2 protein-coding genes (1 of these 2 only partly in view) are annotated in these 17599 nt (G+C 67.2%); both read left to right on the top strand.

From position 1 onward, the window contains the following. Nucleotides 1-1062, top strand: a complete 1062-nt coding sequence (locus tag QMG80_RS21240; RefSeq protein ID WP_085773901.1) for a TauD/TfdA family dioxygenase — start codon at nt 1-3, stop codon at nt 1060-1062. Next, nucleotides 1059-17599, top strand: the 5' end (the start) of a protein-coding gene (locus QMG80_RS21245; protein ID WP_281926551.1) for a non-ribosomal peptide synthase/polyketide synthase. It continues 17248 nt past the right edge of the window; only the first 16541 of its 33789 coding nucleotides appear in the window; its start codon is at nt 1059-1061; its stop codon lies off the right edge, out of view. The genes QMG80_RS21240 and QMG80_RS21245 overlap by 4 nt, the downstream gene beginning before the upstream one ends.

The raw sequence follows: 17599 nt of genomic DNA on the forward strand, positions 1-17599 counted from the left end.
ATGAACGCAATCCGAAATTCGACTCAGCTTGGTTCCGTGCGCCGTCGGCCCGTTTCCTTGCAGCCAGGGTCAATGGTCGAATATGCCTCCTTACCGGGCGTCGACAACTCTCCGCTCATCATCGAAGCGCGCGCCGAAGGTCTCCGCTTGTCGGCTTGGGCGGCAGGACGTCGCGAAGAGCTCGAGGAGTTGGCGGCCCGGCATGGCGCCGTGCTGTTGCGCGGTTTTGCCGTCGAGGGCGTGTCGGACTTCGCAGAATGCGTCGACAAAATGTGTGGTGGGGCGCTTGAATACCGCTTTCGCGCCTCGCCGCGCTCCGAGGTTGGACACCATATCTACACGTCGACGGATTATCCGGCCGATCAGTTTATCTTTCCACACAACGAACACTCTTTTTCGCCCGTTTGTCCTCGTTATCTCGTTCTTTGGTGCGAGACGGCGGCGCGCACGGGAGGCGAAACGCCAATCGGCGACAACCGTGAAATCACGCGGCGCATAAATGCTGCGGTGAAGGAGCGATTTCTGCGGCGCGGGATTCTTTATGTGCGCAACTACGGAGTCGGATTCGGCTTGCCGTGGCCGACGGTCTTTCAGACTCATGACCGCGCGGAGGTCGAGCGCTATTGCGACAGTGTGAGCATAGAGTGTCAGTGGAGAAAGAACGACCAGTTGCGCACGCGGCAAGTCGGCCCCGCAATGATCCGTCATCCGCGCACCGGCGAGCACATTTGGTTCAATCATGCGACCTTCTTCCATGTGACAACCTTGCCAACCGAATTTTCCAAGGCCCTGCTTGCGGAATTCGAAGAGGCTGACCTCCCGACGCAGACTTATTACGGTGATGGGACTTCGATCGAACCCGAAGCTCTTGAACATCTCCGCGGAATTTATAGGGCCTCCCTTTGCAGCTTTTCCTGGCAAGCCAATGACGTCGTGCTGGTGGACAACATTCTCGCCGTGCACGGTCGCAATCCATATTCAGGTTTTCGCAGGGTCTGCTTGGCGATGGCCCAGACCTTCAAGCCAAATGAGTGGGCGGTCCTATGCGGAGAGACGCCATGAGTTTTGACCCGAAGACGGTCGGATTTCGTCTGTCGCGGCAGCAGGACCGGCTGTGGCGCCTTCAGGAGAAAGCAGGACGCGACATGGCGCCGCTGCTGGGACGGCTTCGTCTGGAAGGGCAGCTCGATGCCGGTCGTCTTCAGAACAGCTTGCGCCGACTAGTTTCCCGACACGAGGCTCTGCGCACGCGCATCGTGCTGATGCCCGGAACGACGCAGCCGATCCAAGTCATCAACGCAGAGGCGGTGGACGTCGAGGAGCTCCGTGACTGCAGCGGCGTCGCTCCGGAGGGGCGCCCCACGGCCTTGGCGGAAATCGAAAGCGAATGGCGGCGCCGAGATCTGCGCGGTGACGCGCTCAGAGCGGAGCTGGTACGTTTCTCCGCCGATGTGCACTACCTATTGATCGCGGTTTCTCCGTTCTGCTGCGATTACCTCAGTCTCCAGAACATTGTCGCCGAACTGGCGGCAATCTACGATGGGGCTGCGACCGACGTCGTTCTGGCGCCTGAGCCGGTGCAATACGCCGATTACGCCGCTTGGCAGGAGGAGGTTATTGCGTCCGACGAGGGCGATGGGGCGCGCTATTGGCAAGCGTGCGAACAGACTGATCCGATTCCCGCGCGATTAGCCTTGGAGACGTCGACGGGCGATGCGACGTCGATTGACTGGGGGATTTTTGAGGCGCAATCGCCTCAGCAGGAGGTCCGCGCGCTTCATGACCTGGCCAAGGCCCTAGACGTTGAGCCCGCGACGCTTTTGTTCGCGTCATGGACGGCCCTGCTGCAACGTCATACGCCGCAACGAGCAACCCAAATACATTTTCTGAGCGACGGCCGCAGCCCACCGATCGCGACGGCGATCGGTGCCTTCGGGCTTACGTTGCCCTTGCGCTGTGTTCTTGAGCCTGACGAAACCTTCGCCGAGTTCGTGCAGCGGCTGGACGCAATGCTCCAAGAACATCGGGACTGGCAGGACTACGTCCTCGCTGACCCCGCGCACTTGTCAGGCGCGGCGGTTGCTAAGCTCAGCTTTGAACATGTCACGATCCTGCAGCCTCAGCGGGCCGGCTCTATCTTTATGAGCCTCGAGTCCCCCCCCACTCTCGTTGAGCCTTTCCGGCTTCACTTGCAGTGTCTGGCGGGAGGGGACGGACTACAGTTCAAGCTTCATTATGACGCAGTTCGATTTTCTACCGCAGCTGTCGAATGCATCGCCGAACAATGGTTGACGTTGCTGGCGAGCGCTTTGAGGGCGCCAAACGCGCCGATTGAGCGTTTGCCGCTGCTCGGTCCGGCGGAGCGCGAACGGTTGCTCGGCAACCACCTGCGCGCCTTATCTCGAAGCGCCCCCGAGCCCATAGGGCTTCACACATTGCTTGAGCGACAAGCCGAACTTGTACCGCAAGCGGTTGTGCTGCGGCATGGGGAAGTCGCCTGGACCTATGCCGAGTTAAACCGATGCGCCGACTCGTTGGCTGTGCGCCTTCTAGACCGGGGTTTGCAGCGCGAGGACCGGGTCGGACTCTTGATTAGGACTCCGCCACGGATGATCGTCGCGATGTTCGCCGTGCTAAAAGCTGGAGGCACTTATGTGCCTCTCGATCCCGCGCATCCTGCCGAACGTGTTTCGTATGTCCTGCAGAATGCGGCAGCCACGCTCGTCCTAACCGAAGGGTCTTGCTCGGGCGTCATGGCGGCGTCGGAGACCCCGTCCTTCCTACTAGACGATTGGCTCGATGACGAGCGCAATCACGAACCGCACACCGAGCAGGTAACGGAGTTGTCGGCAGTCGCCGGCTCTGACCAGCTCGCCTATGTCATCTACACCTCAGGCTCAACCGGCGCCCCTAAGGGGGTCGGCGTCAGTCACGGCGCCGCGTTAAGTTCAACCTTGAGCCGCCACTCGCATTACTCGGCGCAAGTTCGCGGTTTCCTCTTGTTGTCTTCTTTCAGCTTCGACAGCTCGGTGGCCGGAGTGTTCTGGACCCTCAGCCAGGGCGGCTGCCTTTGTCTGCCGACCACCGAAGAGCTTCAAGATCCCGCCGCCTTGGCCTGCTTGATCGAGCGCCACGAGCTCACCCACCTGCTCTGCCTCCCTTCGTTCTACGCTCTGCTGCTCGACCAAGATTGTGCGCGTCTGCAAAGCCTCGAAGCAGCGATCGTCGCCGGGGAAAGCTGCCCACCGAGCCTGCCGCCGCTGCATCGGCAACGTCTCCGCTCTGCGCAGCTCTACAACGAATATGGCCCAACCGAAGCCGCCGTCTGGAGCACGGTCGCAGAACTCGCACGACAACCGGAAAATGAGCCGATCACGATCGGCTCGCCGATTGAAAGCGTGCGCATCTTGATACTCGATGAGCGACAGGAGTTGGCTCCTCGCGGCGTGGCGGGGGAGCTTTACATTGGAGGCGCGGGTCTGGCGCGCGGCTATTTGGGCCGCGCGGATCTGACGGCGGAGCGGTTTTTGCCGGACCCGTTCGGAGGGGCGGGGGCGCGGCTTTACCGCACCGGAGATCTGGCCCGCCACCGCGCCGACGGCGACATCGAGTTCCTCGGGCGGATTGATCATCAGGTCAAGATCCGCGGCTTTCGCATCGAGCTGGGCGAGATCGAGGCGGCGCTCTCCCGCATTGCCGGGGTGCGTGAGGCGGCGGTGCTGGCGCGCGAGGATCAGCCGGGCGACAAGCGGCTGGTCGCTTATGTGGCGGGCCGGGAAGGGACGACGCCGGCGGCGGGGGAGCTGCGGGCGGCGCTGCAGGCGCATCTGCCCGACTACATGCTTCCGTCGGCCTTCGTGACGCTTGACGCCCTGCCGCTGACCGCGAACGGCAAGGTCGACCGCAAGGCGCTGCCCGCGCCCGATCTCGGCGCGCTGCAAGCGCATCGCTATGTCGCCCCGCGCACCGCCACGGAGGCCGCGCTGTGCCGCATCTGGGCCCAGACGCTGGGTCTCGAGCGCGTCGGCGTCGAGGACAATTTCTTCGAGCTCGGCGGCCACTCCCTGCTGGCGGTGACGCTGATCGAGCGGATGCGCCAGGAAGGCTTGCAGGCCGATGTGCGGGCGCTGTTCGTCAGTCCGACGCCGGCCGCCCTGGCCGCCGAGGCGGGGCGGCGCGCCGAGGTCCTCGTTCCGCCAAACCTCATTGCGCAAGGCTGCGCCGCCATCACGCCGGAGATGCTCCCCCTGGCGCAGCTCAGCCAGGGCGACATCGATCGCGTCGTCGGCAGGGTTCCGGGCGGGGCGTCCAACGTGCAGGACATCTACCCGCTGACGCCGCTGCAGGAAGGCATATTGTTCCACCATCTGATGGCCGCCAGCGGCGACCCTTATCTGTTGCCGACGTTGCTTTCATTTGACGGGCGCGAGCGGCTCGAGGCTTTTCTGGTCGCCTTGCAGGCGATGATCGCGCGCCACGACATTTTGCGCACGGCGGTGGCCTGGGAGGGCCTGCCCGAGCCGGTGCAAGTTGTGTGGCGTGCGGCGCCTCTGAGCGTCGAGGAGGCCTCGCTCGACCCTGCGGCGGGCGACGTTGCGCAGCAGCTGCGCGAACGCTTCGATCCGCGGCGTTTCCGGCTCGACGTGCGGCAGGCGCCGCTGCTGCGCGGCTTCCTCGCCTACGACGCTCCCAAGCGCCGCTGGCTGCTGCTGTTGCTGGCGCACCATCTGGCGATGGACCACACCACGTTGGAGATCCTGGTCGAAGAGGCGCAGGCGCATCTAGCCGGGGAGGCGGATCGGCTTTCTGCGCCCGCGTCGTTCCGCAACTTCGTGGCGCAGGCGCGGCTGGGGGTGAGCCCGGCGGAGCATGAAGCGTTTTTCCAAGCGATGCTGGGCGATGTGAGCGAGCCGACGGCCCCGTTCGGCCTGGTGGACGCGCAGGGCGACGGCTCCGGGATCGACGAAGCGCGGCTTGATCTCGCCCCGGCCCTGGCGCGGCGTCTGCGGGAGCGGGCGCGGGCGCTCGGGGTGAGCGCGGCGAGCCTGTGCCACCAGGCCTTCGCGCAGGTTCTCGCCCGCGTCTCGGGACGCGAGGATGTGGTGTTCGGCACGGTGCTGTTTGGCCGGATGCAGGGCGGCGCCGGAGCCGATCGAGCGCTGGGCATGTTCATCAACACCTTGCCCGTGCGGGCTCAGGTCGGGGCGGAGGGCGTGGCGGACGGCGCGCGGCGCATGCACGGGCTGCTGACGGACCTGCTCCGGCATGAGCACGCTTCGCTGGCTCTGGCGCAACGCTGCAGCGGGGTCGCAGCGCCAGCGCCGTTGTTTTCGGCGCTGTTGAACTTTCGCCATAGCCCGGCCCCGGCGCAAGCCGCAAACGAGACAAGCCGGGCGTGGAGCGGGATTGAGGTGCTCGACACCCAGGAGCGCACCAATTATCCGCTCACGCTCTCGGTGGACGATCTGGGCGAAGGCGTCCGGCTGACGGCGCAGACGCAAAGCCCGCTTGATCCCAATCGCCTCTGCGCCTTCATGCAGGCGGCGCTGGAGCGGCTCGTCGCAGCGCTCGAGACCGAGCCAAACGCCGCCGCGCGGACGATCGACGTGCTGCCGGAGGCGGAGCGCCGGCGCATTCTGGTGGAGTGGAACCAGACCGCCGCCGACTATCCCAGGGATCGTCTGCTGCATGAGCTGTTCGAGGATCGCGCGGCGCAGACGCCCGCGGCGACGGCGGTGGTGTTCGAAGACGCGCAGCTCGCCTATGGCGAGCTGAACGCGAGGGCCAACCAGCTGGCGCATCATTTGCGCAGCCTGGGCGTCGGCCCCGACGCGCTCGTCGGGATCTGCGTCGAGCGCTCGCTCGAGATGGTGGTCGGCCTGCTCGCCATTCTCAAAGCCGGCGGCGCCTATCTGCCCCTCGACCCGGACTATCCGCGCGAGCGCATCGGCTTCATGCTGGAGGACGCCAAGCCGCGGCTCGTGCTCACCCAGGCGCGGTTGCGCGACCGCCTGCCCGAGCGGGTCAACGCGCTCCTGCTCGACGCGCACGACCACACCATCTCGACGCTCAGCCCAGACAACCCGGTCCCCGTCGCCGCCCCCCATAACCTCGCCTATGTCATCTACACCTCAGGCTCAACCGGCGCCCCTAAGGGGGTCGGCGTCAGTCACGGCGGCATCGTGAACCGCATCGCCTGGATGCAGGCGCGCTATGAGCTGGAGCCAAGCGACGCAGTGCTGCAGAAAACGCCGTCTAGCTTCGACGTGTCGGTCTGGGAGTTCTTCTGGCCGCTTGCGGTCGGGGCGCGTCTCGTCGTGGCGGCGGTTGGGGACCACCGCCTGCCGCAGCGGCTCGCCGCGCTGATCGAACGCGAGGGCGTGACCACGCTGCACTTCGTGCCCTCGATGCTGCAAGCCTTCGTGAGTCGATTCGCGCTCTCTCAGTTCAAGAGCCTACGGCGCGTCATCTGCAGTGGTGAGGCGCTGCCTGCCGCCCTGGCGCGCCGCGACGCGCCGCAGCTAAGGCTTCATAATCTCTACGGCCCGACCGAGGCCTCGGTCGACGTGACCGCCTATGACTGCGGCGCTGAGGAAACGACGGGCTACGCGCCGATTGGGCGACCGATCTGGAACACGCAGATATATCTTCTCGACGGGCGGATGCAGCCTGTCCCGATTGGGGCGGCGGGGGAGCTTTACATTGGAGGCGCGGGTCTGGCGCGCGGCTATTTGGGCCGCGCGGATCTGACGGCGGAGCGGTTTTTGCCGGACCCGTTCGGAGGGGCGGGGGCGCGGCTTTACCGCACCGGAGATCTAGCCCGCCACCGCGCCGACGGCGACATCGAGTTCCTCGGGCGGATTGATCATCAGGTCAAGATCCGCGGCTTTCGCATCGAGCTGGGCGAGATCGAGGCGGCGCTCTCCCGCATTGCCGGGGTGCGTGAGGCGGCGGTGCTGGCGCGCGAGGATCAGCCGGGCGACAAGCGGCTGGTCGCTTATGTGGCGGGCCGGGAAGGGACGACGCCGGCGGCGGGGGAGCTGCGGGCGGCGCTGCAGGCGCATCTGCCCGACTACATGCTTCCGTCGGCCTTCGTGACGCTTGACGCCCTGCCGCTGACCGCGAACGGCAAGGTCGACCGCAAGGCGCTGCCCGCGCCCGATCTCGGCGCGCTGCAAGCGCATCGCTATGTCGCCCCGCGCACCGCCACGGAGGCCGCGCTGTGCCGCATCTGGGCCCAGACGCTGGGTCTCGAGCGCGTCGGCGTCGAGGACAATTTCTTCGAGCTCGGCGGCCACTCCCTGCTGGCGGTGCAAGTGATTTCCCGGATAAGGCGGGAATTTGGGCGGGAAGTGGCGTTGCGCAGCTTGTTTGCCGCCGCCACGATCGCAGAGTTCGCGCGGGCGATGGACGCCGCCGAATTCGAGGCCGGGGAGGCCGCATCACCGGAGGTCCGACGGGCGGAGCGGGAGGGTAGTCTGCCGCTTTCTTTTGCGCAGCGTCGTCTGTGGTTTATGGAGCAGCTGAGTCCTGGCGAGGCCTCCTACAACGTTCCGGCGGCCTTGCGCTTGCTGGGCGAGTTGAATGTCGCGGCGTTCAGCCTTGCGGTCAATGCGATCGTTCAGCGGCATGAGGCGCTTCGCACGACGTTTGTGGTTCGGGACGGGGTGGCGGCGCAGGTGATCGCGCCGGCGCTCGAGCTCGCGGCGCCGGTTGTCGATTTGAGCGGTCTTGATCAGGCGGCGCAGGAAGTCGAGGCGCAGCGGCTTTTGAGCGAGGCGGCGCGACGGCCGTTCGATCTGGCGGTTGGCCCACTGCTGCGGGTGCTGGTGCTGGATCTGGGGTTTCGCCCAGCGACGGGGGAGCGCGAGCACATTGTGGCGTTCACCTTGCACCACATCGTGACGGACGGCTGGTCGACGGATGTTTTGCTCCGCGAGTTCGTCACTTTGTATGAGGCTTTTGCGGCGGGACGGCCATCGCCGTTGCCGGATCTTTCGATTCAATACGCCGATTACGCGGTTTGGCAGCGGGACTGGTTGGCTGGCGCGGTTCTGGATCGCCAGCTTGCCTATTGGCGGGAGAGGCTGGCTGGGGCGCCCGCGCTTAATTTGCCGACGGATCGTCCGCGTCCGGCGGTTCAGGACCATGCCGGAGCAACCTACGGTTTCGAGGTGCCGCAGCGGGTCGCGGAGGGCCTCGCTCGCCTGGGCCGGCGGGAGGGGGCGACGCTGTTCATGGTGCTTTTAGCGGGGTTCCAGCTGCTACTGTCGCGCTATAGCGGGCAGAACGATGTCAGCGTCGGGACGCCGGTCGCCAACCGCCGCCGCGTCGAGCTTGAAGGGCTGATCGGATTTTTTGTCAACACCTTGGTGTTGCGCACGGATCTTTCTGGCGATCCGAGCTTCCGGACGCTTTTGGCGCGAGTGCGCGAGACGGCGCTGGGGGCTCAGGCGCATCAGGATCTGCCGTTTGAGCGGCTGGTGGAAGAGGTGCAGCCGGTGCGGGACTTGAGCCGCGACCCGCTGTTCCAGGTGATGTTCGTCTTGCAGAACGCGCCGATGCAGGAGCTGACACTCAGCGGGCTGCGGGCGGAGCCTGTCGCGACGGAGAGCGGCGCGTCAAAGTTCGATCTTACTCTCGCGGTGATCGACACAGGAGAGGGGCTGAACGCATCGTTCGAATATGCGACGGCGCTGTTTGACGCGGGCACGATCGAGCGGCTCGCGGGGCATTATTGCACGCTTCTCGAGGGGATCGTCGCCGATCCCGAACGGCGCCTCAGCGAGCTGCCGCTGTTGGGCGAGGCGGAGCGCCGGCGCATTCTGGTGGAGTGGAACCAGACCGCCGCCGACTATCCCAGGGATCGTCTGCTGCATGAGCTGTTCGAGGATCGCGCGGCGCAGACGCCCGCGGCGACGGCGGTGGTGTTCGAAGACGCGCAGCTCGCCTATGGCGAGCTGAACGCGAGGGCCAACCAGCTGGCGCATCATTTGCGCAGCCTGGGCGTCGGCCCCGACGCGCTCGTCGGGATCTGCGTCGAGCGCTCGCTCGAGATGGTGGTCGGCCTGCTCGCCATTCTCAAAGCCGGCGGCGCCTATCTGCCCCTCGACCCGGACTATCCGCGCGAGCGCATCGGCTTCATGCTGGAGGACGCCAAGCCGCGGCTCGTGCTCACCCAGGCGCGGTTGCGCGACCGCCTGCCCGAGCGGGTCAACGCGCTCCTGCTCGACGCGCACGACCACACCATCTCGACGCTCAGCCCAGACAACCCGGTCCCCGTCGCCGCCCCCCATAACCTCGCCTATGTCATCTACACCTCAGGCTCAACCGGCGCCCCTAAGGGGGTCGGCGTCAGTCACGGCGGCATCGTGAACCGCATCGCCTGGATGCAGGCGCGCTATGAGCTGGAGCCAAGCGACGCAGTGCTGCAGAAAACGCCGTCTAGCTTCGACGTGTCGGTCTGGGAGTTCTTCTGGCCGCTTGCGGTCGGGGCGCGTCTCGTCGTGGCGGCGGTTGGGGACCACCGCCTGCCGCAGCGGCTCGCCGCGCTGATCGAACGCGAGGGCGTGACCACGCTGCACTTCGTGCCCTCGATGCTGCAAGCCTTCGTGAGTCGATTCGCGCTCTCTCAGTTCAAGAGCCTACGGCGCGTCATCTGCAGTGGTGAGGCGCTGCCTGCCGCCCTGGCGCGCCGCGACGCGCCGCAGCTAAGGCTTCATAATCTCTACGGCCCGACCGAGGCCTCGGTCGACGTGACCGCCTATGACTGCGGCGCTGAGGAAACGACGGGCTACGCGCCGATTGGGCGACCGATCTGGAACACGCAGATATATCTTCTCGACGGGCGGATGCAGCCTGTCCCGATTGGGGCGGCGGGGGAGCTTTACATTGGAGGCGCGGGTCTGGCGCGCGGCTATTTGGGCCGCGCGGATCTGACGGCGGAGCGGTTTTTGCCGGACCCGTTCGGAGGGGCGGGGGCGCGGCTTTACCGCACCGGAGATCTGGCCCGCCACCGCGCCGACGGCGACATCGAGTTCCTCGGGCGGATTGATCATCAGGTCAAGATCCGCGGCTTTCGCATCGAGCTGGGCGAGATCGAGGCGGCGCTCTCCCGCATTGCCGGGGTGCGTGAGGCGGCGGTGCTGGCGCGCGAGGATCAGCCGGGCGACAAGCGGCTGGTCGCTTATGTGGCGGGCCGGGAAGGGACGACGCCGGCGGCGGGGGAGCTGCGGGCGGCGCTGCAGGCGCATCTGCCCGACTACATGCTTCCGTCGGCCTTCGTGACGCTTGACGCCCTGCCGCTGACCGCGAACGGCAAGGTCGACCGCAAGGCGCTGCCCGCGCCCGATCTCGGCGCGCTGCAAGCGCATCGCTATGTCGCCCCGCGCACCGCCACGGAGGCCGCGCTGTGCCGCATCTGGGCCCAGACGCTGGGTCTCGAGCGCGTCGGCGTCGAGGACAATTTCTTCGAGCTCGGCGGCCACTCCCTGCTGGCGGTGCAAGTGATTTCCCGGATAAGGCGGGAATTTGGGCGGGAAGTGGCGTTGCGCAGCTTGTTTGCCGCCGCCACGATCGCAGAGTTCGCGCGGGCGATGGACGCCGCCGAATTCGAGGCCGGGGAGGCCGCATCACCGGAGGTCCGACGGGCGGAGCGGGAGGGTAGTCTGCCGCTTTCTTTTGCGCAGCGTCGTCTGTGGTTTATGGAGCAGCTGAGTCCTGGCGAGGCCTCCTACAACGTTCCGGCGGCCTTGCGCTTGCTGGGCGAGTTGAATGTCGCGGCGTTCAGCCTTGCGGTCAATGCGATCGTTCAGCGGCATGAGGCGCTTCGCACGACGTTTGTGGTTCGGGACGGGGTGGCGGCGCAGGTGATCGCGCCGGCGCTCGAGCTCGCGGCGCCGGTTGTCGATTTGAGCGGTCTTGATCAGGCGGCGCAGGAAGTCGAGGCGCAGCGGCTTTTGAGCGAGGCGGCGCGACGGCCGTTCGATCTGGCGGTTGGCCCACTGCTGCGGGTGCTGGTGCTGGATCTGGGGTTTCGCCCAGCGACGGGGGAGCGCGAGCACATTGTGGCGTTCACCTTGCACCACATCGTGACGGACGGCTGGTCGACGGATGTTTTGCTCCGCGAGTTCGTCACTTTGTATGAGGCTTTTGCGGCGGGACGGCCATCGCCGTTGCCGGATCTTTCGATTCAATACGCCGATTACGCGGTTTGGCAGCGGGACTGGTTGGCTGGCGCGGTTCTGGATCGCCAGCTTGCCTATTGGCGGGAGAGGCTGGCTGGGGCGCCCGCGCTTAATTTGCCGACGGATCGTCCGCGTCCGGCGGTTCAGGACCATGCCGGAGCAACCTACGGTTTCGAGGTGCCGCAGCGGGTCGCGGAGGGCCTCGCTCGCCTGGGCCGGCGGGAGGGGGCGACGCTGTTCATGGTGCTTTTAGCGGGGTTCCAGCTGCTACTGTCGCGCTATAGCGGGCAGAACGATGTCAGCGTCGGGACGCCGGTCGCCAACCGCCGCCGCGTCGAGCTTGAAGGGCTGATCGGATTTTTTGTCAACACCTTGGTGTTGCGCACGGATCTTTCTGGCGATCCGAGCTTCCGGACGCTTTTGGCGCGAGTGCGCGAGACGGCGCTGGGGGCTCAGGCGCATCAGGATCTGCCGTTTGAGCGGCTGGTGGAAGAGGTGCAGCCGGTGCGGGACTTGAGCCGCGACCCGCTGTTCCAGGTGATGTTCGTCTTGCAGAACGCGCCGATGCAGGAGCTGACACTCAGCGGGCTGCGGGCGGAGCCTGTCGCGACGGAGAGCGGCGCGTCAAAGTTCGATCTTACTCTCGCGGTGATCGACACAGGAGAGGGGCTGAACGCATCGTTCGAATATGCGACGGCGCTGTTTGACGCGGGCACGATCGAGCGGCTCGCGGGGCATTATTGCACGCTTCTCGAGGGGATCGTCGCCGATCCCGAACGGCGCCTCAGCGAGCTGCCGCTGTTGGGCGAGGCGGAGCGCCGGCGCATTCTGGTGGAGTGGAACCAGACCGCCGCCGACTATCCCAGGGATCGTCTGCTGCATGAGCTGTTCGAGGATCGCGCGGCGCAGACGCCCGCGGCGACGGCGGTGGTGTTCGAAGACGCGCAGCTCGCCTATGGCGAGCTGAACGCGAGGGCCAACCAGCTGGCGCATCATTTGCGCAGCCTGGGCGTCGGCCCCGACGCGCTCGTCGGGATCTGCGTCGAGCGCTCGCTCGAGATGGTGGTCGGCCTGCTCGCCATTCTCAAAGCCGGCGGCGCCTATCTGCCCCTCGACCCGGACTATCCGCGCGAGCGCATCGGCTTCATGCTGGAGGACGCCAAGCCGCGGCTCGTGCTCACCCAGGCGCGGTTGCGCGACCGCCTGCCCGAGCGGGTCAACGCGCTCCTGCTCGACGCGCACGACCACACCATCTCGACGCTCAGCCCAGACAACCCGGTCCCCGTCGCCGCCCCCCATAACCTCGCCTATGTCATCTACACCTCAGGCTCAACCGGCGCCCCTAAGGGGGTCGGCGTCAGTCACGGCGGCATCGTGAACCGCATCGCCTGGATGCAGGCGCGCTATGAGCTGGAGCCAAGCGACGCAGTGCTGCAGAAAACGCCGTCTAGCTTCGACGTGTCGGTCTGGGAGTTCTTCTGGCCGCTTGCGGTCGGGGCGCGTCTCGTCGTGGCGGCGGTTGGGGACCACCGCCTGCCGCAGCGGCTCGCCGCGCTGATCGAACGCGAGGGCGTGACCACGCTGCACTTCGTGCCCTCGATGCTGCAAGCCTTCGTGAGTCGATTCGCGCTCTCTCAGTTCAAGAGCCTACGGCGCGTCATCTGCAGTGGTGAGGCGCTGCCTGCCGCCCTGGCGCGCCGCGACGCGCCGCAGCTAAGGCTTCATAATCTCTACGGCCCGACCGAGGCCTCGGTCGACGTGACCGCCTATGACTGCGGCGCTGAGGAAACGACGGGCTACGCGCCGATTGGGCGACCGATCTGGAACACGCAGATATATCTTCTCGACGGGCGGATGCAGCCTGTCCCGATTGGGGCGGCGGGGGAGCTTTACATTGGAGGCGCGGGTCTGGCGCGCGGCTATTTGGGCCGCGCGGATCTGACGGCGGAGCGGTTTTTGCCGGACCCGTTCGGAGGGGCGGGGGCGCGGCTTTACCGCACCGGAGATCTAGCCCGCCACCGCGCCGACGGCGACATCGAGTTCCTCGGGCGGATTGATCATCAGGTCAAGATCCGCGGCTTTCGCATCGAGCTGGGCGAGATCGAGGCGGCGCTCTCCCGCATTGCCGGGGTGCGTGAGGCGGCGGTGCTGGCGCGCGAGGATCAGCCGGGCGACAAGCGGCTGGTCGCTTATGTGGCGGGCCGGGAAGGGACGACGCCGGCGGCGGGGGAGCTGCGGGCGGCGCTGCAGGCGCATCTGCCCGACTACATGCTTCCGTCGGCCTTCGTGACGCTTGACGCCCTGCCGCTGACCGCGAACGGCAAGGTCGACCGCAAGGCGCTGCCCGCGCCCGATCTCGGCGCGCTGCAAGCGCATCGCTATGTCGCCCCGCGCACCGCCACGGAGGCCGCGCTGTGCCGCATCTGGGCCCAGACGCTGGGTCTCGAGCGCGTCGGCGTCGAGGACAATTTCTTCGAGCTCGGCGGCCACTCCCTGCTGGCGGTGACGCTGATCGAGCGGATGCGCCAGGAAGGCTTGCAGGCCGATGTGCGGGCGCTGTTCGTCAGTCCGACGCCGGCCGCCCTGGCCGCCGAGGCGGGGCGGCGCGCCGAGGTCCTCGTTCCGCCAAACCTCATTGCGCAAGGCTGCGCCGCCATCACGCCGGAGATGCTCCCCCTGGCGCAGCTCAGCCAGGGCGACATCGATCGCGTCGTCGGCAGGGTTCCGGGCGGGGCGTCCAACGTGCAGGACATCTACCCGCTGACGCCGCTGCAGGAAGGCATATTGTTCCACCATCTGATGGCCGCCAGCGGCGACCCTTATCTGTTGCCGACGTTGCTTTCATTTGACGGGCGCGAGCGGCTCGAGGCTTTTCTGGTCGCCTTGCAGGCGATGATCGCGCGCCACGACATTTTGCGCACGGCGGTGGCCTGGGAGGGCCTGCCCGAGCCGGTGCAAGTTGTGTGGCGTGCGGCGCCTCTGAGCGTCGAGGAGGCCTCGCTCGACCCTGCGGCGGGCGACGTTGCGCAGCAGCTGCGCGAACGCTTCGATCCGCGGCGTTTCCGGCTCGACGTGCGGCAGGCGCCGCTGCTGCGCGGCTTCCTCGCCTACGACGCTCCCAAGCGCCGCTGGCTGCTGCTGTTGCTGGCGCACCATCTGGCGATGGACCACACCACGTTGGAGATCCTGGTCGAAGAGGCGCAGGCGCATCTAGCCGGGGAGGCGGATCGGCTTTCTGCGCCCGCGTCGTTCCGCAACTTCGTGGCGCAGGCGCGGCTGGGGGTGAGCCCGGCGGAGCATGAAGCGTTTTTCCAAGCGATGCTGGGCGATGTGAGCGAGCCGACGGCCCCGTTCGGCCTGGTGGACGCGCAGGGCGACGGCTCCGGGATCGACGAAGCGCGGCTTGATCTCGCCCCGGCCCTGGCGCGGCGTCTGCGGGAGCGGGCGCGGGCGCTCGGGGTGAGCGCGGCGAGCCTGTGCCACCAGGCCTTCGCGCAGGTTCTCGCCCGCGTCTCGGGACGCGAGGATGTGGTGTTCGGCACGGTGCTGTTTGGCCGGATGCAGGGCGGCGCCGGAGCCGATCGAGCGCTGGGCATGTTCATCAACACCTTGCCCGTGCGGGCTCAGGTCGGGGCGGAGGGCGTGGCGGACGGCGCGCGGCGCATGCACGGGCTGCTGACGGACCTGCTCCGGCATGAGCACGCTTCGCTGGCTCTGGCGCAACGCTGCAGCGGGGTCGCAGCGCCAGCGCCGTTGTTTTCGGCGCTGTTGAACTTTCGCCATAGCCCGGCCCCGGCGCAAGCCGCAAACGAGACAAGCCGGGCGTGGAGCGGGATTGAGGTGCTCGACACCCAGGAGCGCACCAATTATCCGCTCACGCTCTCGGTGGACGATCTGGGCGAAGGCGTCCGGCTGACGGCGCAGACGCAAAGCCCGCTTGATCCCAATCGCCTCTGCGCCTTCATGCAGGCGGCGCTGGAGCGGCTCGTCGCAGCGCTCGAGACCGAGCCAAACGCCGCCGCGCGGACGATCGACGTGCTGCCGGAGGCGGAGCGCCGGCGCATTCTGGTGGAGTGGAACCAGACCGCCGCCGACTATCCCAGGGATCGTCTGCTGCATGAGCTGTTCGAGGATCGCGCGGCGCAGACGCCCGCGGCGACGGCGGTGGTGTTCGAAGACGCGCAGCTCGCCTATGGCGAGCTGAACGCGAGGGCCAACCAGCTGGCGCATCATTTGCGCAGCCTGGGCGTCGGCCCCGACGCGCTCGTCGGGATCTGCGTCGAGCGCTCGCTCGAGATGGTGGTCGGCCTGCTCGCCATTCTCAAAGCCGGCGGCGCCTATCTGCCCCTCGACCCGGACTATCCGCGCGAGCGCATCGGCTTCATGCTGGAGGACGCCAAGCCGCGGCTCGTGCTCACCCAGGCGCGGTTGCGCGACCGCCTGCCCGAGCGGGTCAACGCGCTCCTGCTCGACGCGCACGACCACACCATCTCGACGCTCAGCCCAGACAACCCGGTCCCCGTCGCCGCCCCCCATAACCTCGCCTATGTCATCTACACCTCAGGCTCAACCGGCGCCCCTAAGGGGGTCGGCGTCAGTCACGGCGGCATCGTGAACCGCATCGCCTGGATGCAGGCGCGCTATGAGCTGGAGCCAAGCGACGCAGTGCTGCAGAAAACGCCGTCTAGCTTCGACGTGTCGGTCTGGGAGTTCTTCTGGCCGCTTGCGGTCGGGGCGCGTCTCGTCGTGGCGGCGGTTGGGGACCACCGCCTGCCGCAGCGGCTCGCCGCGCTGATCGAACGCGAGGGCGTGACCACGCTGCACTTCGTGCCCTCGATGCTGCAAGCCTTCGTGAGTCGATTCGCGCTCTCTCAGTTCAAGAGCCTACGGCGCGTCATCTGCAGTGGTGAGGCGCTGCCTGCCGCCCTGGCGCGCCGCGACGCGCCGCAGCTAAGGCTTCATAATCTCTACGGCCCGACCGAGGCCTCGGTCGACGTGACCGCCTATGACTGCGGCGCTGAGGAAACGACGGGCTACGCGCCGATTGGGCGACCGATCTGGAACACGCAGATATATCTTCTCGACGGGCGGATGCAGCCTGTCCCGATTGGGGCGGCGGGGGAGCTTTACATTGGAGGCGCGGGTCTGGCGCGCGGCTATTTGGGCCGCGCGGATCTGACGGCGGAGCGGTTTTTGCCGGACCCGTTCGGAGGGGCGGGGGCGCGGCTTTACCGCACCGGAGATCTAGCCCGCCACCGCGCCGACGGCGACATCGAGTTCCTCGGGCGGATTGATCATCAGGTCAAGATCCGCGGCTTTCGCATCGAGCTGGGCGAGATCGAGGCGGCGCTCTCCCGCATTGCCGGGGTGCGTGAGGCGGCGGTGCTGGCGCGCGAGGATCAGCCGGGCGACAAGCGGCTGGTCGCTTATGTGGCGGGCCGGGAAGGGACGACGCCGGCGGCGGGGGAGCTGCGGGCGGCGCTGCAGGCGCATCTGCCCGACTACATGCTTCCGTCGGCCTTCGTGACGCTTGACGCCCTGCCGCTGACCGCGAACGGCAAGGTCGACCGCAAGGCGCTGCCCGCGCCCGATCTCGGCGCGCTGCAAGCGCATCGCTATGTCGCCCCGCGCACCGCCACGGAGGCCGCGCTGTGCCGCATCTGGGCCCAGACGCTGGGTCTCGAGCGCGTCGGCGTCGAGGACAATTTCTTCGAGCTCGGCGGCCACTCCCTGCTGGCGGTGACGCTGATCGAGCGGATGCGCCAGGAAGGCTTGCAGGCCGATGTGCGGGCGCTGTTCGTCAGTCCGACGCCGGCCGCCCTGGCCGCCGAGGCGGGGCGGCGCGCCGAGGTCCTCGTTCCGCCAAACCTCATTGCGCAAGGCTGCGCCGCCATCACGCCGGAGATGCTCCCCCTGGCGCAGCTCAGCCAGGGCGACATCGATCGCGTCGTCGGCAGGGTTCCGGGCGGGGCGTCCAACGTGCAGGACATCTACCCGCTGACGCCGCTGCAGGAAGGCATATTGTTCCACCATCTGATGGCCGCCAGCGGCGACCCTTATCTGTTGCCGACGTTGCTTTCATTTGACGGGCGCGAGCGGCTCGAGGCTTTTCTGGTCGCCTTGCAGGCGATGATCGCGCGCCACGACATTTTGCGCACGGCGGTGGCCTGGGAGGGCCTGCCCGAGCCGGTGCAAGTTGTGTGGCGTGCGGCGCCTCTGAGCGTCGAGGAGGCCTCGCTCGACCCTGCGGCGGGCGACGTTGCGCAGCAGCTGCGCGAACGCTTCGATCCGCGGCGTTTCCGGCTCGACGTGCGGCAGGCGCCGCTGCTGCGCGGCTTCCTCGCCTACGACGCTCCCAAGCGCCGCTGGCTGCTGCTGTTGCTGGCGCACCATCTGGCGATGGACCACACCAC

Source organism: Methylocystis bryophila, from assembly GCF_027925445.1.
In the GTDB taxonomy this organism is placed as follows: Bacteria; Pseudomonadota; Alphaproteobacteria; order Rhizobiales; family Beijerinckiaceae; genus Methylocystis; species Methylocystis bryophila.